We start from the raw sequence: 24,795 nt of genomic DNA, 5'->3' as shown, positions 1-24,795 counted from the left end.
GACATGGGCTTCGCGCACGGTGCACATCGTCGGTCTCGGCGTCGATCCGACCAGTTCGACTCTGATCGACGGCTTGGCGCGCACCCGCAACGGCCGCGCCGCACGTGCTGAAGCAATCGGCGAGCAGTTGGCCACGCTCGGCATCCCCGGCGCCTATCAAGGCGCGCTCAAATACGTCTCGAACCCTGACATGATTTCGCGCACGCACTTCGCGCGTTTCATGGTCGAAAGCGGCTACGCCAGCTCGACGCAAGACGTGTTCAACCGCTTCCTCGGCGACGGCAAGCCCGGCTACGTGTCGCATCGTTGGGCGAAACTGGCGGACGCGGTTGGCTGGATTCAGGCGGCCGGCGGCGAGGCGATCATCGCGCACCCGGGCCGTTACGCGTACTCGCCGGTCGAATTCGATGCGTTTTTCGCGGAATTCATCGATCTCGGCGGCAAGGCGATCGAAGTGGTGACGGGCAGCCACACGCCGGATCAGTACCGCGAATACGCTGACGTCGCGCGCCGCTTCGGCTTCGAAGCGTCGCGCGGTTCCGACTTCCATGCACCCGGCGAAGGCCGCGTCGATCTCGGTACGCTGCCACCACTGCCTTCCGATCTCAAGCCCGTCTGGGAACGCTGGTTGTGATCGCGTGCCGTGCCACGTCGGCACGCGATGCGCGAAAGCCCTTGGCCGAAGGGCGTGCTTTTGCCCGATCTTCCGTCCGACTTTCCGTCCGAATTTTCGTCCGTAGCCACCCGTAGCCACCGTTAGTCAAAATGTCCCAATACTTTCGGCTTCATCCGGATAACCCGCAGCCGCGCCTCGTCAAACAGGCGGTGCAAATCATCAAAGACGGCGGCGTCGTCGCGTTGCCAACGGATTCGAGCTATGCGCTCGCCTGTCATCTCGACGACAAGGACGCGGTCGAGCGCTTGCGGCGCATTCGCGGGCTCGACGAGAAGGCCCTGCTGTCGCTGCTGGTGCGCGATCTGTCGGAGTTGTCGAACTTCGCGATGGTCGACAACCGGCAGTACCGCCTGATCAAGTCAGTCACGCCGGGCCCTTACGTGTTCGTGTTGCAGGCCACCAAGGAAGTGCCGCGCCGCCTGTCGCACCCGTCGCGCAAGACCATCGGTCTGCGGGTGCCGGAGCATGCGATCACGCTGGCGATTCTTGAAGAACTCGGCCAGCCGCTGCTCGGCTCCACGCTGATCATGCCGGGCGAAACCCAGCCGCTGAACGACCCGGAAGAGATCCGCGAGCAGCTCGAGAAACAGTTGGACCTGGTGATCGATGGCGGCCCGTGCGTGTGCGAGCCGTCGACGGTGATCGATTTGACCGGTGCTGACCCGGTGCTGGTGCGGGCAGGGCGTGGTTCTCTCGCGCCCTTCGGTCTCGAAGAGACGGCATGAGCGAAAGCGGACAGACGCACGCCATCGCGTTGTTACAATAGCAAGTTATGGATTCTTCCCTGATACAGACCATCGCGGTTTACGCATTGCCGGTGATTTTCGCCATCACGCTGCATGAAGCCGCGCATGGCTACGTCGCGCGCTGGCTCGGCGACAATACCGCGTACGTGCTCGGCCGCGTCTCTCTCAATCCGATGCGGCACATCGATCCGCTCGGCACGATCGCAATTCCCTTGCTGCTGTACTTCGCCACCAGCGGCGCGTTTATGTTCGGTTACGCGAAGCCGGTGCCGGTCGCCTTCGGCAATTTGCGCAACCCGCGTTGGGGTAGCCTGTGGGTCGCGGCCGCCGGGCCGGGCTGCAATTTCGTGCAGGCACTCGTGTGGGGCCTGATCAGCGTCGGACTTGGCCTGTCGGGGGTCGACGAACCGTTCTTCACGCGCATGGCGGCAGCCGGCGTCGGTGTGAACCTCGTGCTCGGCGTGCTCAACCTGTTTCCGCTGCCCCCGCTCGACGGCGGCCGCGTGCTGATGGCGCTGTTGCCGCCGCGGCAATCGATCGCGCTGTCGCGGCTCGAACCGTACGGCTTTTTCATCGTGATGGCGCTGGTCATGACGGGCACGCTCACGCGCTATTGGCTGAGCCCGCTCGTGACGCTCGGCTACGGTGCGATTACCGCAATTCTGACTCCACTTGTTTCGCTTTTCTAAATAACCATGTTCCCAGACCGTATCTTCTCCGGCATGCGGCCCACCGGGTCGCTGCACCTCGGCCACTATCACGGCGTGCTGAAAAACTGGGTGCGGTTGCAGTCCGAATACCCATGTTTCTTCTGCGTGGTCGACTGGCACGCGCTGACGACGCACTACGAAACGCCCGAAGTGATCGAAAAGAATGTGTGGGACGTGCTGATCGACTGGCTCGCCTCAGGCATCGATCCGGCGCAGGCTACGCTGTTCATCCAGAGCAAGGTGCCCGAGCATGCGGAGCTGGCGTTGCTGCTCGGCATGAGCACGCCGCTCGGCTGGCTCGAACGCGTGCCGACCTACAAGGAGCAGCAGGAGAAGCTGAAGGACAAGGACCTGTCCACCTACGGTTTCCTCGGCTATCCCGTGCTAATGGCGGCGGACATTCTGCTGTACCGCGGCTCGCTCGTGCCGGTCGGCGAAGATCAGGTGCCGCACGTCGAAATGACGCGCGAAATCGCGCGCCGTTTCAACTATCTGTACGGCCGCGAACCGGGCTTCGAAGAGAAGGCCAATGAAGCCGCGAAGAAGCTGGGCGGCAAGCGCGCCAAGCTTTATCACGAACTGCGCAATGCCTATCAGCAGGAAGGCGACGACGAAGCACTCGAACAGGCACGCGCGATGTTGCAGGAATCGCAGAGCCTGTCGATGAGCGATCGCGAGCGTCTGTTCGGCTACCTCGAAGGTTCGCGCAAGATCATTCTGGTCGAGCCGCAGGCCATGCTGACCGAAGCGTCGCGCATGCCGGGTCTGGACGGCCAGAAGATGTCGAAGTCGTACGGCAACACGATCGGCCTGCGCGAAGACGCGGAAACGATCACGAAGAAAGTCCGCACCATGCCGACCGATCCGGCCCGCGTGCGCCGCACCGATCCGGGCGATCCGGACAAGTGCCCGGTGTGGCAGTTGCACCAGGTCTACACGGACGAAGCCACGCACGAGTGGGTGCAGAAGGGCTGCCGGACGGCGGGTATCGGTTGCCTTGAGTGCAAGCAGCCGGTGATCGAAGGGATTCTGCGCGAACAGCAGCCGATGCTCGAGCGCGCGCAGAAGTACATGGACGATCCGTCGCTGTTGCGCGCGATCGTCGCCGACGGGTGCGACAAGGCCCGTAAGTACGCCACGGAAACGATGCGTGACGTGCGCGAGGCGATGGGCCTGTCGTACAACTGATTGCCGTGCTGAAGCGATGAGTACGCCCGTTACCTTGCCGGACGGTTCCTCGCACGGAAACGGCGAACCGTCGCGCTGGGTGCGCCACTGGGCGCATCTGGTCGCGGCGGGCGGCGCGGTGCTCGACGTGGCATCGGGGGCAGGGCGGCATGCGCGGTTCTTTGCGTCGCTGGGCCATCCGGTGACCGCGCTCGACCGCAATGCGGCGGCGCTGGACGCCATGCGTGACGAACCGCTCGTCACCACGCTCTTGGCTGATATCGAAGGCGCCGCATGGCCGTTGCCCGCTGACGCGAAATTCGCCGCGATCGTGGTCACGAACTATCTGCACCGGCCGCTGTTTCCGCAACTGTTACGCTCGCTCGCACCCGGCGGCGTACTGGTTTACGAGACCTTCGCGCAAGGCAACGAAAGCGTCGGCAAACCGTCTAATCCGGCGTTTTTGCTCGCGCCCGGCGAACTCCTCGACGTGGTGCGCGGCCACCTGCGTGTGGTCGCATTTCAAGACGGATTTCTCGCGCAGCCGCGCCCGGCTTACGTCCAGCGGATATGCGCAATTATGGAGGCGGATCGCTCAGCCGAGCGTGCAGAGGCGGCACCCCCGCCTTGTTACGAGCTGGCTGGGTAATCCGCTACAATCGCGGTTTACCTGATCAAATTCATGGCGTTTCATGACTAACGGCAATCAAAGCAGCACTGGCGGCGTTCAGATTCGCGGCAGCATCCCTGCCATCATTACTCCGATGCTCGAAGACGGCAGCCTCGATCTGCCGGCGTTTCGCAAACTGATCGACTGGCACATCGCAGAGGGCACGGACGCCCTGGTCGTGGTCGGCACGAGCGGTGAGTCGGCCACGCTGTCGGTCGAAGAACACGTGCTGATGGTCAAAACCGCAGTCGAGCACACGGCGGGCCGGATTCCGGTGATCGCGGGCTCGGGCGGCAATTCCACCACTGAAGCCATCGAGCTCACGCAGCAGGCTAAGGAAGTCGGCGCGGACGCCACGCTGCAGGTCGTGCCGTACTACAACAAGCCGACCCAGGAAGGCATCTATCGCCACTTCGCGAAGATCGCCGAAACCGTCGATCTGCCCGTGATCCTGTACAACGTGCCGGGCCGTACGGTCGCGGACATGAGCAACGACACGATTCTGCGTTGCGCGCAGGTGCCGGGCATCATTGGTGTGAAGGAAGCGACGGGCAACATCGATCGCGCCGCGCACCTGATCAAGTCGGCGCCCGCGCATTTCGGCATTTACAGCGGTGACGATCCCACCGCGATCGCACTGATGCTGCTTGGCGGCCACGGCAATATTTCCGTCACCGCAAACGTCGCGCCGCGCGCGATGAGCGATCTGTGCAAAGCCGCGCTGGCCGCGGACGCAAAGACCGCCCGCGAGATTCATTTGAAACTCCTGTCGTTGCATAAGAACCTGTTCATCGAGTCGAATCCGATTCCCGCGAAATGGGCGTTGCAGCAACTGGGTCGTGTGCAGGGCGGAATCCGCCTGCCGCTTACGCCGCTCGACGCGCAATACCACGAAGTGGTGCGCGACGCGCTGCGCGAAGCGGGTCTGCTGGGCTAAGCCGGGCTCGACCCAGCCTCCCAGCGTTATTGAAAGCCTGCCACCGGCACTCCCTTAACCGACGTCGATCCAGCCCACGTTCCCGGCACACAGAACAAGGCACCGCGTTCCAGCATCACGAAGGACCTCATGAAACGTTCCGCACTTTCCCTCCACGCAACCCGCATGGCGGCGCTGGCGCTTGCCCTGGTAACGCTCGCCGGCTGTGACACGCTGAACGACTGGTTCGCCTCCGACCGCGTCAACTACAAGGGCGCGGGCAGCGCGCCGCCGCTCGCCGTTCCGGGCGATCTGACCACCACGCCGACCGATCAGCGCTACGTGGCGCCGCCGGCCAATCTGGCGCTGGGCGGCTCGCCGCAACGCGCGGTCACCGCCGCGGGCAATGCCACGGAAGGCCAGCCGAATGCGCAAGATCCGCTGGGCATGCACATCGAGCGTGACGGCGATCGTCGCTGGCTGGTTGTCGACGGCCGCACGCCGGAACAACTGTGGCCGCAGTTGCAGGAATTCTGGCAGGAAAACGGCTTCGCACTGAAAACCGACGCACCGGCCACCGGCATCATGACCACCGACTGGGCTGAAAACCGCGCCAATATTCCGGACGACTGGTTCCGCCGCACGGTCGGCAAGGTGATTGACTTCGCCTACTCGTCGGGCACCCGTGACAGCTTCCGCACGCTCGTGTCGCGCGCTCCGGCTGACACCACGGACATCTCCATCACGCATAGCGCGATGGAAGAAATGCTGACCGGCCAGGACAAGACCTCGTCGCGTTGGGAAGAGCGTCCGCGCGATCCGGCGCTGGAAGCCCTTTTCCTGAGCAAGCTGATGCAGAAGTTCGGCCTGACCGAAGCACAGTCGAAGCAACTCCTGACCGACGCCCGCCCGGCCACCGCGCCGGCCACGATCGACCAGAGCGCAGGCGCCTCGACGCTCGACCTGCCGGAATCGTTCGACCGCGCATGGCTGCGCGTGGGTCTCGCGCTCGACCGTACCAACTTTACCGTCGACAACCGTGACCGCGCGAAAGGCATCTACTACGTGCGTTACGCAGACTCGATGCAGGAACTGAAGAAGGAAGGGCTGTTCGGCAAACTGTTCTACAGCAGCAATGCGTCGAAGAAGCCAGGTCAGGAATTCCTCGTCAATGTGCGCTCGAAGGGCGACACCGTGACGCAGGTGGCGGTGGTGGATTCGAACGGGCAGGTGGACAACTCGTCCGATGCGCAGCGCATCGTGACGTTGCTGCACGCACAACTGAACTAAGCGGGCTGTGCGCTTCGCCAGTCTCGGTAGCGGCAGTGAAGGCAATGCCTTGCTGGTGGAAGCGCAAAGCGGCGCGACCACCACGCGTGTTCTGCTTGATTGCGGCTTTTCGGCCAAGGAAGTCGAGCGGCGTCTAACGCGGCTCGGCGCTGGCGTTGAAGGCCTCGACGCCATTCTGATTACGCATGAACACAGCGACCACATTGGCAGCGCGCTGACGCTGGCGCGCAAGTGGTCGATTCCGTTGTACATGAGCTGGGGCACCGCCCGCGCGGTGGGCGCCGACGAAGCCGACGTCGACCTGCAAGTGCTGTGGGGCGACGAAGCGGTGGCGATCGGCGACCTCAGCATCCTCCCTTACACCGTCCCTCACGACGCCCGCGAGCCGCTGCAATACGTGCTCTCCAATGGTGCGAGCCGGCTTGGCGTGCTGACCGACGTCGGCACCTCTACGCCGCACATTAGCGCGGTGCTGAGCGGCTGCGACGCGTTGGTGCTCGAATGCAATCACGATGTGCGGATGCTGGCGGGCAGCCGGTATCCCCAGTCGCTGAAGGCGCGCATCGGCGGCAATCACGGGCATCTGAACAACGAAGCGGCGGCTGAAATCCTGGCCTCGCTCGACCGTTCGCGCTTGCGCCATCTGGTGGCCGCGCATCTGAGCCAGCAGAACAACTCGCCGGAACTGGCGCGGGCTGCCATGGCAGGTGTGTTGGGTGCTGCGCCGACCGATGTGGTGGTCGCGTCTCAGGATGAAGGCTTCGCCTGGCTGAGCTTGTGATCCGTCTCTAATCATCTGGCGTCGCCGCATGCAGCCGTGATTGGCGGCCGGCCGGGCGCAGCGACAGTGCAATGAAAAAAGCCCATGACGATTGCTCGCCATGGGCTTTTTCTTCAAGGCCGGCGTATCGGGCGCCGCGCCTTATGTCAGACTTAGTTGCGGTTGCCGCCGAAGATGCCGAGCAGCGCGAGCAGGTTGACGAACACGTTGTACAGGTCCAGATAGATCGCGAGGGTGGCGGTGATGTAATTCGTCTCGCCACCGTTCACGACGCGCTGGACGTCGAACAGCATGTAGGCCGAGAAAATCACGATGGCCAGCACCGACACGGTCAGCATCAACGCCGGCAGGTGCAGGAACACGTTCGCGACCGAAGCCAGCAGCAGCACGATCACGCCCATGAACAGCCACTTGCCGAGACCCGAGAAGTCACGCTTGCTGACCGTGGCAATCGTTGCCATGGAGGCGAAGATCACACCAGTGCCACCGAAGGCGAGCATGATCAGTGACGGGCCGTTCGAAAAACCGAGTACGAAGCTCAGGATGCGCGACAGCATCAGGCCCATGAAGAACGTGAAGCCGAGCAGCACGAATACGCCGATGGCGCTGTCTTTGGTTTTCTGGATGGCGAACATGAAGCCGAAGGCGATCGCGAAGAACGCCAGCATGCTCATACCCGGGCTGGTGGCGGCGAACAGCGAGAAACCGGTGGCTACGCCTACCCAGGCACCGAGCACTGTCGGAATCATGGACAGCGCGAGCAGCCAGTAGGTGTTCCGTAGTACGCGGTTGCGCGTTTCGACCGTGCTGACTGCGCCATTGCGGCCAAAGCTATACGGATGATCGTTCATGGTCTCTCCTTACCTCAGAAGCGTGTTGCGTAATGGTTGTGTAGCGGGTTGTGCACCAGGTTGTACGGCGCTGGCCGGAATTCATGCAGCCAGTCGCAGGGTGTTCATCCCTAAGATTGGCGCGGTGGCCGGGAGTTTCAATACCCGGAAAATGTCCGCACGGCCTACGCTACCAGCATTCAGAAACTCCTGCTTGGAGTCTTTCAATGCTGTAAGGGTTCAATCGCAATCATACACGGGAACATGCTACAATAGCGGATTCATTTGAATCTGTAACCTCTTAATTTTTTGGAGTTTTTATGGCGATCGAACGCACCCTGTCGATTATCAAGCCGGACGCAGTGGCCAAGAACGTGATCGGTCAGATCTACAGCCGTTTCGAAAACGCTGGCCTGAAGATCGTGGCTTCGCGCATGGTCCATCTGTCGCGCGCTGACGCAGAGAAGTTCTACGCTGTGCACGCTGCACGCCCGTTCTTCAAGGACCTGGTTGATTTCATGATCTCGGGCCCGGTGGTCGTGCAAGCGCTGGAAGGCGAAAACGCGATCCTGAAGCACCGCGATCTGATGGGTGCAACGGACCCGAAGAAGGCTGAAAAGGGTACGATCCGCGCCGACTTCGCTGACAGCATCGACGCTAACGCGGTGCACGGTTCGGACGCCGCCGAAACGGCTGCAGTTGAAATCGCGTTCTTCTTCCCGGAAGTGAACGTTTACTCGCGTTAAGCGGATTTGGCGGGTTTGGTTCGTCGCCGAGCGATTCGTGCGCTGCCGTTGGATTTGTCGCACGAATCCGCACGAACAGCCCGGCAAAGTAGTAAGGTAAAGCAGCAGGAATGGGCGCGAACGGCATTGCGTTCATGCAGCTTGTTGCATGAACGTAGTCTCGCACTGAAATGGCAGGATTCGATATGACGAGCAGTTCCACCGTCAACCTTCTCGACCTCGACGCCCAAGGGCTTGTCGCCTACTGCGACAGCCTGGGCGAGAAGCCGTTTCGCGCCAAGCAATTGCAGCGCTGGATCCACCAGTACAACGCTGCCGACTTCGACGGCATGACCGATCTGGCGAAGTCCTTGCGCGAAAAGCTCAAAGGGCGCGCAACGATCACGATGCCTGGCATCGTCAGCGACAATATTTCGACCGACGGCACACGCAAGTGGCTGATCGACGTCGGCAACAGCAACGCGGTTGAGACCGTATACATCCCCGAAGAAACGCGTGGCACGCTGTGCGTGTCGTCGCAGGCAGGGTGCGCGGTCAACTGCCGTTTCTGTTCGACCGGCAAACAGGGTTTCTCCCGCAATCTCACCACCGGCGAAATTATCGGCCAGTTGCGCATGGCCGAGTTCGCGCTGCGCGCGACACGCGGCACGGACGGCGGGCGCGCCACGGGTGGTGACGGAAAAGGCGAACGCGTCGTTACGAATGTGGTGATGATGGGCATGGGCGAGCCGCTGCTCAATTACGACGCGGTGGTGCCCGCCATGCGCCTGATGCTGGACGACAACGCGTACGGCCTGTCGCGCCGGCGCGTCACGCTGTCCACCTCGGGTGTGGTGCCGATGATGGACCGGCTCGGCGCCGATCTGCCGGTGGCGCTCGCGGTATCGTTGCATGCGCCGAGCGACCCGCTGCGCGACATGCTGGTGCCGCTGAACAAGAAATATCCGCTGCGCGAATTGATGGCTGCTTGTCAGCGCTATCTGAAAGTTGCGCCGCGGGATTTCATCACATTTGAATATTGCATGCTCGACGGCGTGAACGACAGCGAAGCGCAAGCGCGCGAACTGCTGGCCGTGACGCGCGACGTACCGTGCAAGTTCAACCTGATTCCGTTCAATCCGTTCCCCGAGTCGGGCCTCATCCGCTCGAAGCCGGAACAGATCAAGCGGTTTGCACAAGTGTTGATGGACGCGGGCGTCGTCACCACGGTGCGTAAAACACGCGGCGATGATATCGACGCTGCCTGCGGTCAGTTGGCCGGTGCGGTGAAAGACCGCACGCGCCTTGCTGAGCGCACCGGGAAGGCGGCGAAGGTTATCGAGGTTCGCGCCGTGTAATCGTGCCAGGCGGCAAAGGCGAGGGCGTTCGGTGAACAGTGCCGCGAACGCGCGAAATCTTTCCGAACCAGCAGCGATTGAAAAGAAAGTTTGCAGAAGCGATCGGAAGCGGCACACAAGGCCGCGCATTTTGTTATAAACGGTCTGCGATTCGGGCGTGAGGCTTTGGCCCGTCCGGGTTGCACAAGTGAAAAAGAATCGACGCGAAAGGATTTGGGATGAGTGAGCCGCAGCACCCGCAGCCGCATGACACAGACACAAACGAAGGCCACCCGGCGCCGGCCGCACGGGCGGTGGTGCAGCCTGTTGTGCAGCCGGGCCTGACGGGTTTGGATTCCCTGGTAGCGGTTGGCGCGCGCTTGACCCAATTGCGTGAATCGAAAGGCTGGACCATCGAAGACGTGTCGGCACGCCTGAAGGTATCCGTCACCAAGTTGCGTGCGCTCGAATCGGGTGACATCAGCCATTTGCCGGACACGACCTTTGCGCTCGGCGTGGTGCGCAGCTACGCGAAGATGCTCGGCGCCGATCCCACGCCGTTCACGCAGGCTTTGCGCCGCGAGAAGGGCGTACCGGCGCCGGATCTGTCGATGCCGGCTTCGTCCGGCCGGGATTTGCCGCGCGGCCGTGTATCGCTGTCGCTCGGCGGCAGTGGGCAAAAGAGCCGCTCGTGGCTATGGGGCATTGCGGCGGTGATCGTCGCGGTGATCGCGCTCGGCATGTGGCATACCAATGGCGGTGATTCGTCGGCGTGGCTCGCACGGTTGAAGGCGAGCGCGAACGGCGCCACGGGTGGCGCGACCGGCGCATCGGGCGCGGTGGCGCAAGGTCAAGCGGCAGGTTCCGAGGCAACCGTGGAAGAAGCTGCTTCCGCGCCGGAAACGCAGGCCGCCGCGGATAACGCAGCGTCGGCTACGCCGATGCCCGCGCCGCTGGCGACCGGAACGGAGCCGTCTTCCGCGCCGGCGGCCACAGCGGCAGCGGTCGCGCCGAAGGCCAGTTCGCAGGCCCAGGCTGCGGCGCAAGGCGCGAGCGCGCCGGTGGTCGCCGCGATTGGCGCATCGGATACGGCAACCGCAGCAACGGCGGCGCCGGCCGCAGGTGAGGCGATCATCGCGTTGCGCGTGACACAGGACAGCTGGTTCAGCGTGCGTGGCAAGGACGGCAAGGAAGTGTTCTCCGGCCTCGTGCACGCAGGCGATACGAAGGAAGTGACGGGCGCGGCCCCTTTCAAGGTCACAATCGGCAACAGGGCAGGTCTCGAGTCGCTTACGCTCGATGGCCAGCCAGTCGATCCGTCGAAATATTCGGCAGCCAAGGGTAACGTGGCACGCTTCGCGCTGCCTTGATAGATACGGTATGCGTCGAGGCCAACCGGGTCGCGACGCTTTTTCAATTCAGGCGCCACGTCTTTTGTGTGGCGCTTGCGGCGTAAATGGGTTTTTCGATGCAATCCGAAGCTCAATCCCAATCCAGTAGCAAGATCGTTTCAAACGAGCCGGTGTTCGGCGGGCACGCCGCGCGGCGCAAGTCGCACGCGGTCGATGTCCGTTGGGGCGGCCAGCTCGTCACCATCGGTGGCGACGCGCCCGTGCGCGTCCAGTCGATGACCAACACGGACACCGCGGACGCGATCGGCACGGCGATCCAGATCAAGGAACTGGCGCAAGCCGGTTCGGAACTGGTGCGTATCACGGTCAACACGCCGGAAGCGGCGGCGGCCGTGCCGGCCGTTCGCGAGCAGCTCGACCGCATGGGCGTGTCGGTGCCGCTGGTCGGCGATTTTCATTACAACGGCCATTTGCTGCTGCGCGATTACCCCGCGTGCGCGGAGTCGCTGTCGAAGTACCGGATCAATCCGGGCAATGTCGGCCACGGCGCGAAGCGCGACACGCAGTTCGCGCAGATGATCGAAGCGGCCGTGAAGTACGACAAGCCGGTGCGGATCGGCGTCAACTGGGGCAGCCTCGACCAGGACCTGCTCGCGAAGATGATGGACGAAAACGCCGCGCGTTCCACCCCGTGGGAAGCGCAGAGCGTGATGTACGAAGCGCTGATCCAGTCGGCGATCGGCTCGGCGGAACGTGCAGTCGAAATCGGCCTTCCGCGCAACAAGATCATTCTGTCGTGCAAGGTCAGTGGCGTGCAGGATCTGATCGCGGTGTATCGTGAACTCGCGCGCCGTTGCGAATTCGCGCTGCATCTCGGTTTGACCGAAGCGGGCATGGGTTCGAAGGGCATCGTGGCGTCGACCGCTGCGTTGTCGGTGTTGCTGCAGCAAGGCATTGGCGACACGATCCGTATCTCGCTGACGCCGGAACCGGGCGGCCCGCGAACGGGCGAAGTGATCGTCGGCCAGGAAATTTTGCAGACCATGGGCCTGCGTTCGTTCACGCCGATGGTGATCGCGTGCCCGGGTTGCGGCCGCACGACCAGCACACTGTTCCAGGAACTGGCGTCGCAAATCCAGACCTATCTGCGTACGCAGATGCCGGTGTGGCGCGATCAGTATCCTGGCGTCGAGAAGATGCACGTCGCGGTCATGGGCTGCATCGTCAACGGTCCGGGCGAATCGAAGCAGGCGAATATCGGCATCAGCTTGCCGGGCTCGGGCGAAAATCCGGCTGCGCCGGTGTTTGTCGACGGCGAGAAGGTCAAGACGCTGCGCGGTGACAACATCGCGCAAGAATTCCAGCAAATCGTGAGTGACTACGTCGAGCGCCGCTATGGCCGCGCCGAAGCACTCAACTAAAAACCGTCAATCGAAGACAGATGACTGAACAGAAGAAAAAGCTCGAAAAGTTGTCCGGCGTGAAGGGCATGAACGACATCCTTCCGCAGGAAGCCGGGCTGTGGGAATTTTTCGAGGCGACCGTCAAGTCGATGCTGCGTTCGTACGGATACCAGAATATTCGTACGCCGATCATCGAGCATACGCAGTTGTTCAAGCGCGGTATCGGTGAGGTGACCGACATCGTCGAGAAAGAGATGTACAGCTTCACCGACGCGTTGAACGGCGAAAATCTGACGATGCGCCCGGAAAACACGGCGGCTGTCGTGCGCTCCGTGATTGAGCACAACATGCTGTACGATGGTCCGAAGCGCCTGTGGTACATCGGCCCGATGTTCCGTCACGAGCGTCCGCAGCGCGGCCGCTACCGGCAGTTCCATCAGGTCGGCGTGGAAGCCTTGGGCTTCGCCGGCCCGGATGCCGACGCTGAAATCATCATGATGTGCCAGCGTTTGTGGGACGACCTTGGGCTTATCGGCATCAAGCTCGAACTCAATTCGCTGGGTCTCGCGGAAGAGCGCGCGGCCCATCGCGTCGAGTTGATCGCGTACCTCGAAAAGCACATGGACGTGCTCGACGAAGAGGCGAAGCGCCGTCTGTACACGAATCCGCTGCGCGTGCTCGACACGAAGAATCCGGCGATGCAGGAAGTCGCGCAGAACGCGCCGAAGCTGATCGATTTTCTCGGCGAAGAATCGCGCGCGCACTTCGAAGGCCTGCAGCGCATTCTGAAGGCGAACAACATCCCGTTCACGATCAATCCGCGTCTCGTGCGCGGTCTCGATTATTACAATCTGACCGTGTTCGAATGGGTGACCGACAAGCTTGGCGCGCAAGGCACAGTCGCGGCCGGCGGCCGTTACGATCCGCTGATCGAACAGCTTGGCGGTAAGCCGACGGGCGCGTGCGGTTGGGCAATGGGTGTCGAACGTATCCTCGAGTTGCTGAAAGAAGAGCAACTCGTACCGGAAGACGAAGGTTGCGACGTGTACGTGGTCCATCAGGGCGACGCGGCACGCGAACAGGCCTTTATCATCGCCGAGCGCTTGCGCGATACGGGGCTCGACGTGATCCTGCATTGCAGCGCGGACGGTCAGACGGCGAGCTTCAAGTCGCAGATGAAGCGTGCTGACGCCAGCGGCGCGGCATTCGCGGTGATTCTCGGCGAAGACGAGATCGCCAACGGTACGGTCGGCGTCAAGCCACTGCGCGATACAGGCGCTAACGGCGGTAAGAGCGAGCAACATAACGTGCCCGCCGAAGACTTGACCGAATTTCTAATCAATGCGATGGTTGCAACCGCCGAAGACGGCGACGACTGATCGCGATGTCGTCGAGCCCCTTGGCTCGACACGCACACGTATCAAGAAAGAGGAAATCGCCGGGCGATGAGTTACCACGACGAACAAGAATCGATTGAAAGTCTGAAAGCATGGTGGACGCAGTGGGGTAATGCAACCACGTGGATCGTGCTGGTGGCGTTGGTCGCCGCAGCGGGCTGGAACGGCTGGAATTTCTGGCAACGGCGCCAGGCCGCGGAAGCCGCGGTGCTGTATGACCAGGTGCAGCAAGCTGTGGCATCGGGCGACAAGGCGAAGATCACGCGCGTCGCCAGCGACATGGAAGACAAGTTCAGTAGCACCGCGTATGCGCAGATGACCGCGCTGGGCGCCGCCAAGACGCTGTACGCCGCGGGTGACGAAGTCGCCGCGAAGGCCCAGTTGCAATGGACCATCGATCACGCCAAAGACGACGAGTTCAAGCAGATCGCCAAGCTGCGTCTGGCTTCGCTGCTGCTCGACGACAAGGCTTACGACCAGGGTCTGGCACTGCTCGCCGAACCGCAGTCCGATGCGTTCAAGGGCGTTGTGGCGAACGGCCGCGGTGACCTGCTCGCGGCACAAGGCAAGCGTGACGATGCGCGCGCGGCCTACAAGCTTGCGCTCGACTCGCTGTCGCAAAACGATAGCTCGGCTCGCCAGTTGATTCAGTTCAAGCTGGACGCGCTGGGCGGCTAATCGCCGCATGCAGCGCGCCGCATGACACGACCAACCGGTCTCCTTTAATTAATTTCCTGAATGCTTCGTCCACCGATGAATCTGCTGAAACGTTACGCTGTGCCCGTTGCCTGTGCGATGACCGTCCTCACCATGGCGGCTTGCTCATCCGCGAAAGACGAGCGCCGCGTGCCGACGCCGCTCACCGAGTTCAAACCCGTGCTCGACGTGCAGCAGGCGTGGAAGGCCAGCGTGGGCAAGGCGGGCCGTTACCTGTTCTCGCCGGTCGCGGTCGGCAACGCGGTGTACGCGGCCGGCGCGAACGGCTCGGTTGCGAAGATCGACGCGCAAACTGGTCAGGACATCTGGCGCGTCAAGCTGCATGACGACCTCTCGGCAGGTGTCGGCAGCGACGGCACACTCACGGCGGTCGGCGGCCTGAAGGGCGACGTCTACGTGCTCGGCGCGGACGGCAAGCAATTGTGGACCGCCAAGGCGCCTGGCGAAATCATCTCGCCGCCGCTGGTCGGCAACGGCCTCGTGGTGGTGCGCACGGTCGACGGTCAGATCGTCGCGTTCAATGCGCAAACCGGCGAGCAGAAGTGGAACTATCGCAACCGCGCGGTGCCGCTCAATCTGCGCGTATCGTCGGGCATGACGTTCGCGGGTGACGCGGCCGTGCTGGCGGGCTTCCCGGGTGGCGCGTTCGCCGCGATCAACCTGCAGACCGGCGACAACTATTGGCAGACGCCGGTGTCGTATCCGAAGGGCGTGACGGAAGTGGAGCGCATCAACGACGTGACGGGCCCGCCCACGCTGCTCGGTTCGGAAACCTGCGCGGTGACGTTCCAGGGCCAGATTGGCTGCTTCGATGCAAACTCGGGTCGTGCGTTGTGGGAAAAGGCGTTCTCGAGCACGAGCGGCCTCGCGCAGGATGATCGCGCCGTGGTGGCAGCCGACGACTGGTCGGTCGTGTCGGCGTTCGACGTCAGCAGCGGCGCGCCGCTGTGGAAGAACGACAAGCTGAAGAACCGCGACCTCAGCGTTCCGTTCATCCTGGGTCACGCCGCCGTGCTGGGCGACTATCAGGGTTACGTGCACTTCCTGTCGCGCGACGACGGCACGCTCGTGGCCCGTGTGAAGACTGACGGCAGCCCGATTACCGCGGCGCCGGTGCTGGCCGGCGACACGTTGGTCGTGCAGACGCGCGACGGCGACCTGTACGGCTACCGCCCGCGCTAATCGCGCAGGCCGTTGGTAGTCAGGCTTCGTCAAGCGTGCAGGCCGGCTTCGCCGGCCGCACGCGTTTTTGCTGTGCAGTAGAGTTACTAGAAATATTCCGCCGGACTGGCTGGTCCGGCAAGTCGGATCAGAAACGGCCCATGTGGCCAACGGTGGCTGCTTGCGGCGCCACCTTCAACGGCATCGTAGAGAATCGTATCGAACTGGCGTGCGAGCCGTTGAGCAAGACAGACTGAACCTGGCGGCCCACTGGCGCCGCCCCATACAGCCAAACCCCCCGTCCGCCCGGGTGCGCATATTGACAGCACATCCGGGGCTGGCCGAATTCGTGATAATTTTCGTCAAACGCTGCCGTGTAGCGGCCGCATGGCGTCGCTACGCGGGCGGTCGATTTCGATCCCGCGTTTCACCGTGAACAACATCTGATGAAACCCGTTATTGCCCTGGTTGGGCGCCCCAATGTGGGGAAATCCACGCTATTCAACCGTCTCACGCGTACGCGTGATGCGCTGGTTGCCGACCTGCCCGGTCTCACCCGCGATCGCCATTACGGCGAGGGGCGCGCCGGCGACCGGCCGTATCTGGTCGTCGATACCGGCGGCTTCGAGCCGGTCGCGAAAGACGGCATCCTGCACGAGATGGCGCGTCAAACCCGCCAGGCGGTCGAGGAATCGGACGTCGTCGTGTTCATCGTCGACGGCCGCAACGGTCTCGCGCCGCAGGACAAGACGATTGCCGACTACCTGCGCAAGACCGGCCGGCCGATCTTCCTCGTCGTCAACAAGGCGGAGGGGATGAAGTACAGCACGGTGGCCGCCGACTTCTACGAACTCGGTCTCGGCGACCCGCGCGCGATTTCGTCGGCACACGGCGACGGCGTCACCGAAATGATCAATGACGCGCTGGGTGTCGCGTACGCCGGACAGCCGGAAGAGAGCGACGAGGAAAAACAGGCGCACGGCGTGAAGATCGCGATCGTCGGCCGGCCGAACGTCGGCAAGTCGACCTTGATCAACGCGCTGGTAGGCGAAGAGCGCGTGATCGCGTTCGACATGCCGGGCACCACGCGCGATTCGATCTACGTCGACTTCGAGCGTCAGGGCAAGCCCTACACGCTGATCGACACGGCCGGTTTGCGCCGCCGCGGCAAGGTGTTCGAAGCGATCGAGAAGTTCTCGGTGGTGAAGACGCTGCAATCGATCTCGGACGCGAACGTCGTGATCCTGCTGCTTGACGCACAACAGGATATTTCCGAACAGGACGCGCACATTGCCGGTTTCGTGGTGGAGCAGGGCCGCGCGCTGGTCGTCGGCGTGAACAAGTGGGACGGGCTCGATTCGCATGTGCGCGAGCGCACCAAGGCGGACATCGAGCGCAAACTAAAATTTCTCGACTTCGCCAAATTCCACTTCATTTCCGCCGCGGAAAAAACCGGTATTGGCCCGCTGATGCGCTCGGTCGACGACGCTTACGCCGCCGCGATGGCCAAGCTGCCGACGCCGAAGTTGACGCGCGCGCTGATCGAGGCCGTGGAATTCCAGCAACCGCGCCGGCGCGGTCCGGTGCGCCCGAAACTGCGTTACGCGCACCAGGGCGGACAGAATCCGCCGATCATCGTGATTCACGGTAACGCGCTCGATGCGATCACTGAAACGTACAAACGCTACCTCGAAAACCGCTTCCGGGAAACTTTCAAGCTGATCGGGACTCCATTGCGCATAGAGTTCAGATCATCAACGAACCCTTACGCGGACAAAGGCTAAACCCAGGCTGAAACCCGCGTGTGTGTTGGGTTTGGCCGCAGGGCCCGGCCTCTCGCGCAAAAATGAAAATCGGCTATAGTGTAGCGGTTGACGGCGGATCTCTTTTTCTTCGTCGTCAATTCAGTCAACCTGCAAAAAAATACGGAGTTTGCTATGAGCAACAAAGGGCAATTGTTACAAGACCCGTTTTTGAACGCACTGCGTAAAGAGCACGTGCCGGTGTCGATCTACTTGGTCAACGGCATCAAGCTTCAAGGGAACATCGAATCGTTCGACCAGTACGTCGTGTTGCTCAGGAATACGGTCACCCAGATGGTCTACAAGCACGCAATTTCGACTGTCGTGCCTGCCCGTCCGGTGAATTTCCACCCGGATTCCGAACAGTCCTAACCCCCGTCGCGGCCGGCGTAGCGTCGCCCGTTGGCGATTACTCCCGGCCGCCTCATTTTGATACCCTCCAATTTGATCAATGCAGCGCTTGTCGGCATCGACTTCGGTAAACTCGATTTCGAAGCCAGTCTCGAAGAACTCAGCCTGCTCGCGCAAAGCGCGGGCGCGAATCCCTTAGTCACCCTCACGGGGCGCCGGTCCAGTCCCGATGCCAAGATGTTTGTCGGCAGCGGCAAGGCCGAAGAATTGCGTCTTGCGTGTGAGGCGAACGACATCGAACTCGTCATTTTCAATCACGCTCTGGCCCCTGCGCAGCAGCGCAATCTGGAGCAGGCGCTTAACCGCCGCGTGATTGATCGCACCAGCCTGATCCTCGATATTTTTGCGCAACGCGCCCGCAGCCATGAAGGCAAGCTGCAGGTGGAGCTCGCGCAGTTGCAGTATCTATCGACGCGGCTAATCCGCGCATGGACCCACCTTGAACGCCAGAAAGGCGGTATCGGTTTGCGCGGCCCTGGTGAAACGCAGCTCGAAACCGACCGCCGTTTGATCGGCGAGCGGATCAAGGCGCTCAAAACCCGCCTCGAAAAGCTGCGCCGTCAGCACGGCACGCAGCGCCGCGCGCGCAGCCGTAACCAGACCATGTCCGTATCGCTGGTCGGCTACACGAATGCGGGCAAATCCACACTTTTCAATGCGTTGACGAAGGCCCAGGCGTACGCCGCCGACCAGTTGTTCGCCACGCTGGATACCACGTCCCGCCGCGTCTATCTCGGCGACGAAGCCGGCCAGGTGGTGGTATCCGACACGGTCGGCTTCATCCGCGAATTGCCTCACCAACTGGTGGCGGCTTTCCGCGCCACGCTCGAGGAAACCATCCACGCCGACCTGCTGCTGCACGTGGTCGACGCGTCGAGCGCCGTGCGCCTCGATCAGATCGATCAGGTGAATGAGGTGTTGCACGCAATCGGTGCGGATACGATCCGTCAGGTGCTGGTGTTCAACAAGATCGACGCCGTGCTGGAGTTGGCGGCCCGTGGCGACGCGGTCGAGCGGGATGAGTATGGTAATATTTCGCGCGTCTTTTTGAGCGCGCGCACGGGGCAAGGGCTGGACACATTGCGCGCTGCCATCGCTGAAATCGCTACTGCCGAACCTCTCTCCGATACGTTGGTCGATCTGTCGGAAGAAGACCGGTCGGCAGCACCACGCGAGGACCGGAAGGTCTCAGAACTCGGGCACTGACCCGCTCCAATTGCACTGACCCGCTGTCTACTCTGGTGAACGAACACAGGTGAACGATTACAACGAGCGGAGTATCTGGCTGCGCATGCGCGCCATGTTTTCACTGAACGATCCGCGCTGGGGCCGGGGCGACGGCAATGGCGACCGCCAACGCCCCAACGAACCCAAGCGTCCGCCGGCCAAGGACGGTGAAGGTCCGCCCGATCTCGACGAGATGTGGCGCGATTTCAACCGCCGTTTGAGCCGGGTGTTCGGCCGCAAGGGCGGCGGTGCGGGTGGTGGCCGTCCGGACAACGGTCGCGGCGCACGCATTGGCGTGGGCATCGTGATCGGCGTGCTGATCGCGATCTATCTCGGCAGCGGCGTGTTCGTCGTGCAGGATGGCCAGGCCGGCGTCGTGATGCAGTTCGGCAAGTATCGCTATACCGCCGCGCAGGGTGTGCATTGGCGCCTGCCGTATCCGTTCGAAGCGCATGAACTCGTCAATGTCGGCCAGATCCGCCAGGTGGAGATCGGCCGTAACAACGTGGTGCGTCTCGCCAACGTGAAGGACGCGTCGATGCTCACGCACGACGCCGATATCGTCGACGTGCGCTTTGCCGTGCAGTACCAGGTGAGCAAGCCGACGGATTATCTCTTCCGCAGCGTCGATCCCGATCAGAGCGTGATGCAGGCCGCGCAGGCGGCGGTGCGCAGCATCGTCGGTGCGCGCAGTACCAACGACATCCTCTATCAGGATCGCGAAGCAATTCGCCAGCAACTGATGGCGTCGATTCAGCAATCCCTGGATGGAGACCAGTCCGGCCTCGCCGTGACCGGTGTAACGATTCAGGGCGTGCAGGTGCCCGACCAGGTGCAAACCGCTTTCGACGACGCCGCCAAAGTGCGTCAGGACAACGAGCGCGCCAAGCGCGACGCGCAGGCTTATGCCGCCGAGTTGCTGCCGCGCGCGCAAGCCGACGTCGCGCGCCAGGTCGACGAAGCGAAAACGTATAGCGACAAGACCGTGGCCCAGGCGCAAGGCGACGCTGAGCGCTTCAAGCAGGTCTACGCGCAGTACTCGAAAGCGCCCGCTGTGATTCGCGAGCGCATGTACCTGGAAACCATGCAGCAGATCTATTCGAATACGACCAAGGTGTTTGTGGACAGCAAGAGCGGCAACAACGTGCTGTATTTGCCGCTCGACAAGCTGGTCGAGCAGACTCGCCAGCGTGTTGCCGACGCCGCTGCGACCGCTTCCGGTGCTGCCGTTGCGTCAGCTGCTGCCGTGCCGCAAGCCGCGAGCAGCGCAGCCGCGCCGTCTGCCGCTCCTTCCGCACCCGCCGCGGTCTCAACGCCTGCCAGCCAGGCGGCAGCCAGCAGCGACGCACTGCGTTCACGCGACTCCTTCCGCAGCCGTATGCGCGAAGACGACGTTCAATAAGGAGCGCACACCATGAACAAGATCATTGCGCTCGTCGTTGCCTTAGTCATCGTGCTGTTCGCCGCATCGTCGATGGTATTCGTGGTCGACCAGCGGCATATGGCCGTGCTGTCCTCGCATGGCGACACCGCGCCCGAATTGCTTGGCCCCGGTCTGCACGTGAAGCTGCCGCCGCCGTTGCAAACGGTCACGCTGGTCGATAACCGCATCCAGTCGCTCGACGCGCCGGATGAAGATCGCTATGTCACGTCGGACAAGACCGACCTGCTGGCCAACCCGGTCATCAAATACCGCGTGACCGATCCACTGAAGCTGCTCGCCGAAACGAAGAGCGACGTGCAAAGCTTGCCGGACCGTCTGGCGCTGTTGTCGCGCAGTGCGCTCGGCGACGCGTTCGGCAAGGTCACGCTGACCGATGCGCTTGCGAAGCAACAAGCCGTTGCCGACGAAGCGCGTGGCGCGATGGACAAAGCCGCAGCATCGCTGGGCGTTTCGGTGCTCGACGTGCAACTCACGCGCGTCGATTTCCCGGCAGCTATGGCCGACACGGTCTACAAGCGGATGATCGCCGCACGCGAGCAGGCTGCAGCCGACGAACGTGCGAAGGGCACGGCTGAGGCGGACCAGATCAAGGCGGACGCCGTCAGCCAGCAACAGGCGATTCTCGCGGACGGCTATAAGCAGGCGCAGACCATCAAGGGCGAGGGCGATGCCAAGGCAGCGGAAATCGCGGCCGAGGCATACGGCAGCGACCCGCAGTTCTACCAGTTCTATCAAAGCATGCAGGCGTACAAGAACACCTTCAAGCCAGGCGACGTGATCGTGGTCGACCCGAGCAGCGAGTTCTTCCGCTTCATGCGTAGCCCGACCGGCGGCGCCGCCCCGGACGCTCCCGCGGTACCGCGCAAACACTGATAACCGGAAGGCCGCGGCATCCGCATCGCGGCCCCTTCATTCGCATGGACATAGCCGGCTCGTTACTGCTCGCGATCGCATTGATGCTGATTATCGAAGGGATGTTTCCCTTCGTTTTCCCGAGCGCCTGGCGCGACACATTCCGTAAAATAGCGGAACGGCCGCCGCATCAGATTCGCGTCGGCGGGCTGGTCGTGATGGTGCTCGGGCTGATCCTGCTGTTTATCGTGACCTGAAGGGGCGCTGCACAGCGTCCGTCGCCGCGCACGGCCGCGTTGGCGACATGCGTGGCAACAGCGAGCGTTCCGGCGCGGGCCAAGCTTGGCCAAGGTTGGCTAAGGGGCTGCGAAGGGCAGTTCCGATGCCTGCTACAGCCGCCAGAATAGAGCCTTTGCCCGCCATTCACACTCACTTACCGGCACACCCAGCTGCCGTGTTCAACGTCGTAGGACTGTATCGATGTCGACCTGGTTACTTCCCGAGAATATCGCCGACGTGCTGCCGTCGGAAGCCCGCAAGATCGAAGAGTTGCGGCGCCATTTGCTGGACCGTTTCCGCTCGTACGGCTACGAGATGGTGATGCCGCCGCTGCTCGAATACATCGAGTCGCTGCTCACCGGCGGCGGGCACGATCTGAATCTGCGCACGTTCAAGCTTGTCGATCAGATGTCCGGGCGCACGCTCGGTCTGCGCGCCGACATTACGCCGCAGGTCGCGCGGATCGACGCGCACCTGTTGAATCGTCAGGGTGTGACGCGGCTTTGCTATGCCGGCAATGTCGCGCATACGCGTCCGCGCGGCCTGCACGCCACGCGTGAGCAGATCCAGATCGGTGCCGAAATCTACGGTCACGCCGGCCTCGAAGCGGATCTGGAAATCCAGCAGTTGATGCTCGACGCGCTGCGTCTGGCCGGCCTCGCGAAAGTGCGGCTCGATTTGTGTCATGCAGGCGTGCTCGCCGCGTTGATCGAAGCGGAGCCTGCTGCGGACGAACTGGGTCAATCGCTCTACGACGCGTTGGCCGGCAAGGATGTGCCGCGCCTCGTCGAGCTGACCGCCAATCTCACCCCGGTTACGCGGGACGCATTGCGCTCGCTTCCCACGCTTTACGGCGACGCGTCGGTGCTCGACGAAGCCCGTGCACGCTTGCCGAACGCACCGGCCATCGCGCGCGCGCTCGACGACCTCGCGTTCCTTGCAAGCCAGGTGGAAGGCGCCGAAGTGATGATCGACCTGGCCGATTTGCGCGGCTACGCGTACCACAGTGGCGTGATGTTCTCGGCGTATGTCGACGGCGTGCCGAATGCGGTTGCGCGCGGCGGCCGTTACGACCACGTTGGCCAGGCCTACGGCCGCGCGCGCGCGGCCACCGGCTTCTCGCTCGATCTGCGCGAGGTCGCTCGTATTTCGCCTGTGGAAGCCCGCAGCAGCGCGATTCTTGCACCGTGGCAGCACGACGAAGCGTTGCGCACCAGCGTCGCCGCGCTGCGTAACGCCGGTGAAGTCGTGATCCAGGCACTCCCTGGCCACGAGCACGATCTTGACGAATTCGCCTGCGACCGCGTGTTGGTCGAGCGCAACGGCGCGTGGGTGGTTGAACCCCGTCCCTGAGCACGAATAGATAGACCGCTTGCGGGGCGACCCAAGGGCATTTCAGACGGCGTCCAAAGCGTCGCCGGACCCGGCGCGGCCACTCGCCGCGCTATTTTCGACATACCCACCATAACGTGCATACCATTGAGCGGAAACGGAAAAATTCGGAAGGTTCCGCGAACATAGGTAGAATACGTTTTTAACCAGCTTACGAAACAACATGTCTGCCAGCGCAGTGAATGTGAACCCCGGGCGTAACGTCGTCGTCGTGGGAACCCAATGGGGTGATGAAGGCAAGGGCAAGATCGTCGACTGGCTGACGGACCACGCTCAAGGCGTCGTTCGCTTCCAGGGCGGTCACAATGCCGGTCACACGCTTATCATCGGCGGCAAGAAAACCATCTTGCGTCTGATTCCGTCGGGCATCATGCATCCCGGCGTCGCGTGCTACATCGGCAATGGCGTCGTGTTGTCGCCGGAAGCGCTGTTCAAGGAAATTGGCGAGCTCGAAGCCGCCGGGGTCGATGTTCAGAATCGCCTCTTCATTTCCGAAGCCACCACCCTGATCCTGCCGTATCACATTGCCATCGACCAGGGCCGCGAAGCGCGCCGTGGCGCGAGCAAGATCGGCACCACCGGTCGCGGTATCGGCCCGGCCTACGAAGACAAGGTGGCGCGCCGCGGTTTGCGCGTGCAGGACCTGTTCGAGCCGGAAAGCTTTGCCGAACGTCTGCGTGAAAACCTCGATTATCACAACTTCGTGCTGACGCAATACCTGGGTGTCGCCGCGGTCGACTTCCAGCAAACGCTCGACACGATGCTGAGCTATGCCGACCGTCTGAAGCCGATGGTGACCGACGTGTCGCGCCGTCTGTACGACGAAAACGCAGCCGGCAACAACCTGCTGTTCGAAGGTGCGCAAGGCACGTTGCTCGACATCGACCACGGCACCTATCCGTACGTCACGTCGAGCAACTGCGTGGCCGGTGCGGCCACTGCGGGTGCAGGCGTCGGTCCGCAAAAGCTGAACTACATTCTCGGCATCACCAAAGCGTATTGCACGCGTGTCGGTTCGGGCCCGTTCCCGAGCGAACTGTACGACGCGGATAACGCAGCGCGTCAGGAACCGATCGGCCTGGAACTCGCCAAGGTCGGCAAGGAATTCGGTTCGGTCACCGGCCGTCCGCGCCGCACCGGCTGGCTCGACGCCGCCGCGCTGCGCCGCTCGATCCAGATCAACGGCGTGTCGGGCCTGTGCATCACCAAGCTCGACGTGCTCGACGGCCTCGACGAAGTGAAGCTGTGCATCGGCTACACGGTCGACGGTAAGCATGTCGACCTGCTGCCGCGTGGCGCTTCGGAAGTCGCGCGTTGCGTGCCGGTGTACGAAACCTTCGCGGGCTGGAAGGAAAGCACCGTCGGCATCACGGCATGGGACAAGCTGCCGGCCAGCGCGCGTGCGTATCTGACGCGTGTGCAGGAAGTCGCGGGTATTCCGATCGACATGGTGTCGACCGGTCCGGATCGTGACGAAACGATCCTGCTTCGTCATCCGTTCAAGGTTTAA

24 protein-coding genes are annotated in these 24,795 nt (G+C 62.7%); 23 read left to right on the top strand and 1 reads right to left on the bottom strand.

Annotated features, from left to right (window positions below; genetic code table 11):
- The 8 genes from GNZ12_RS29405 to GNZ12_RS29370 all read left to right on the top strand — a co-directional run.
- The coding region (locus tag GNZ12_RS29405; RefSeq protein WP_172315657.1) for a PHP domain-containing protein at positions 1-634 on the top strand (634 nt) is incomplete at its 5' end.
- Positions 635-765: 131 nt separating this feature from the next.
- Entirely contained in the window at positions 766-1,401 is a 636-nt protein-coding gene (locus tag GNZ12_RS29400; protein ID WP_172315656.1) for an L-threonylcarbamoyladenylate synthase, read from the top strand.
- 47 nt (positions 1,402-1,448) lie between these two features.
- Positions 1,449-2,111 carry a site-2 protease family protein gene (locus GNZ12_RS29395; protein ID WP_172315655.1) on the top strand — a complete coding sequence of 221 codons (663 nt, stop codon included), beginning with the start codon at positions 1,449-1,451 and terminating at the stop codon, positions 2,109-2,111.
- A gap of 6 nt (positions 2,112-2,117) precedes the next feature.
- Positions 2,118-3,320 carry a tryptophan--tRNA ligase gene (locus GNZ12_RS29390; RefSeq protein ID WP_074282950.1) on the top strand — a complete coding sequence of 401 codons (1,203 nt, stop codon included), beginning with the start codon at positions 2,118-2,120 and terminating at the stop codon, positions 3,318-3,320.
- A gap of 16 nt (positions 3,321-3,336) precedes the next feature.
- Positions 3,337-3,948, top strand: coding sequence for a class I SAM-dependent methyltransferase (locus tag GNZ12_RS29385; protein ID WP_172315654.1), 612 nt, complete (start codon positions 3,337-3,339; stop codon positions 3,946-3,948).
- Between the two features lie 43 nt (positions 3,949-3,991).
- Positions 3,992-4,906, top strand: coding sequence for a 4-hydroxy-tetrahydrodipicolinate synthase (dapA, locus tag GNZ12_RS29380; RefSeq protein WP_172315653.1), 915 nt, complete (start codon positions 3,992-3,994; stop codon positions 4,904-4,906).
- Between the two features lie 129 nt (positions 4,907-5,035).
- A complete protein-coding gene (bamC, locus tag GNZ12_RS29375) occupies positions 5,036-6,175 on the top strand; it encodes an outer membrane protein assembly factor BamC (protein ID WP_172315652.1) in 1,140 nt (379 codons plus the stop codon).
- Between the two features lie 7 nt (positions 6,176-6,182).
- Positions 6,183-6,956, top strand: coding sequence for an MBL fold metallo-hydrolase (locus GNZ12_RS29370; protein ID WP_172315651.1), 774 nt, complete (start codon positions 6,183-6,185; stop codon positions 6,954-6,956).
- 152 nt (positions 6,957-7,108) lie between these two features.
- Here the strand turns inward: GNZ12_RS29370 and GNZ12_RS29365 are convergent, their stop codons facing one another.
- Entirely contained in the window at positions 7,109-7,807 is a 699-nt protein-coding gene (locus GNZ12_RS29365) for a Bax inhibitor-1/YccA family protein (protein WP_054038214.1), read from the bottom strand.
- A gap of 299 nt (positions 7,808-8,106) precedes the next feature.
- Here GNZ12_RS29365 and ndk point away from each other — a divergent pair, with 299 nt between their 5' ends.
- The 15 genes from ndk to GNZ12_RS29290 all read left to right on the top strand — a co-directional run bounded on the left by ndk (position 8,107) and on the right by GNZ12_RS29290 (position 24,795).
- The gene (gene ndk, locus GNZ12_RS29360) at positions 8,107-8,532 is read left to right on the top strand and encodes a nucleoside-diphosphate kinase (RefSeq protein WP_172315650.1); all 426 of its coding nucleotides are present in this window, start codon (positions 8,107-8,109) and stop codon (positions 8,530-8,532) included.
- A gap of 185 nt (positions 8,533-8,717) precedes the next feature.
- Positions 8,718-9,869, top strand: coding sequence for a 23S rRNA (adenine(2503)-C(2))-methyltransferase RlmN (rlmN, locus tag GNZ12_RS29355; RefSeq protein WP_121112351.1), 1,152 nt, complete (start codon positions 8,718-8,720; stop codon positions 9,867-9,869).
- 218 nt (positions 9,870-10,087) lie between these two features.
- Positions 10,088-11,218, top strand: coding sequence for a helix-turn-helix domain-containing protein (locus tag GNZ12_RS29350; protein ID WP_172315649.1), 1,131 nt, complete (start codon positions 10,088-10,090; stop codon positions 11,216-11,218).
- An 86-nt stretch (positions 11,219-11,304) separates the two neighbouring features.
- The gene (ispG, locus tag GNZ12_RS29345) at positions 11,305-12,621 is read left to right on the top strand and encodes a flavodoxin-dependent (E)-4-hydroxy-3-methylbut-2-enyl-diphosphate synthase (protein ID WP_172315648.1); all 1,317 of its coding nucleotides are present in this window, start codon (positions 11,305-11,307) and stop codon (positions 12,619-12,621) included.
- A gap of 20 nt (positions 12,622-12,641) precedes the next feature.
- Positions 12,642-13,982, top strand: coding sequence for a histidine--tRNA ligase (gene hisS / locus GNZ12_RS29340; protein WP_172315647.1), 1,341 nt, complete (start codon positions 12,642-12,644; stop codon positions 13,980-13,982).
- Between the two features lie 66 nt (positions 13,983-14,048).
- Positions 14,049-14,678, top strand: coding sequence for a YfgM family protein (locus tag GNZ12_RS29335; protein WP_172315646.1), 630 nt, complete (start codon positions 14,049-14,051; stop codon positions 14,676-14,678).
- 75 nt (positions 14,679-14,753) lie between these two features.
- The gene (gene bamB / locus GNZ12_RS29330) at positions 14,754-15,899 is read left to right on the top strand and encodes an outer membrane protein assembly factor BamB (protein WP_172315645.1); all 1,146 of its coding nucleotides are present in this window, start codon (positions 14,754-14,756) and stop codon (positions 15,897-15,899) included.
- Between the two features lie 425 nt (positions 15,900-16,324).
- Positions 16,325-17,662, top strand: coding sequence for a ribosome biogenesis GTPase Der (gene der / locus GNZ12_RS29325; RefSeq protein WP_172315644.1), 1,338 nt, complete (start codon positions 16,325-16,327; stop codon positions 17,660-17,662).
- 153 nt (positions 17,663-17,815) lie between these two features.
- Positions 17,816-18,052, top strand: coding sequence for an RNA chaperone Hfq (gene hfq / locus GNZ12_RS29320; protein WP_006051315.1), 237 nt, complete (start codon positions 17,816-17,818; stop codon positions 18,050-18,052).
- A gap of 57 nt (positions 18,053-18,109) precedes the next feature.
- Complete coding sequence (gene hflX / locus GNZ12_RS29315; protein WP_172315643.1) at positions 18,110-19,297, top strand: GTPase HflX; 1,188 nt, start codon at positions 18,110-18,112, stop codon at positions 19,295-19,297.
- Positions 19,298-19,346: 49 nt separating this feature from the next.
- Positions 19,347-20,720 carry an FtsH protease activity modulator HflK gene (gene hflK, locus GNZ12_RS29310; RefSeq protein ID WP_172315642.1) on the top strand — a complete coding sequence of 458 codons (1,374 nt, stop codon included), beginning with the start codon at positions 19,347-19,349 and terminating at the stop codon, positions 20,718-20,720.
- 12 nt (positions 20,721-20,732) lie between these two features.
- The gene (gene hflC, locus GNZ12_RS29305; protein WP_172315641.1) at positions 20,733-21,635 is read left to right on the top strand and encodes a protease modulator HflC; all 903 of its coding nucleotides are present in this window, start codon (positions 20,733-20,735) and stop codon (positions 21,633-21,635) included.
- Positions 21,636-21,679: 44 nt separating this feature from the next.
- Positions 21,680-21,871, top strand: coding sequence for a DUF2065 domain-containing protein (locus GNZ12_RS29300; protein ID WP_054041860.1), 192 nt, complete (start codon positions 21,680-21,682; stop codon positions 21,869-21,871).
- A gap of 223 nt (positions 21,872-22,094) precedes the next feature.
- Positions 22,095-23,246: an ATP phosphoribosyltransferase regulatory subunit gene (locus GNZ12_RS29295; RefSeq protein ID WP_172315640.1), complete on the top strand. Its 1,152-nt coding sequence runs from the start codon at positions 22,095-22,097 to the stop codon at positions 23,244-23,246.
- A 202-nt stretch (positions 23,247-23,448) separates the two neighbouring features.
- Positions 23,449-24,795 carry an adenylosuccinate synthase gene (locus GNZ12_RS29290; protein ID WP_172315639.1) on the top strand — a complete coding sequence of 449 codons (1,347 nt, stop codon included), beginning with the start codon at positions 23,449-23,451 and terminating at the stop codon, positions 24,793-24,795.

It is taken from the genome of Paraburkholderia solitsugae (genome assembly GCF_013177695.1).
Taxonomy (GTDB): Bacteria; Pseudomonadota; Gammaproteobacteria; order Burkholderiales; family Burkholderiaceae; genus Paraburkholderia; species Paraburkholderia solitsugae.
Note: the sequence above shows the minus strand (reverse complement) of the source record. Positions and strands in the feature narration are given on the sequence as shown.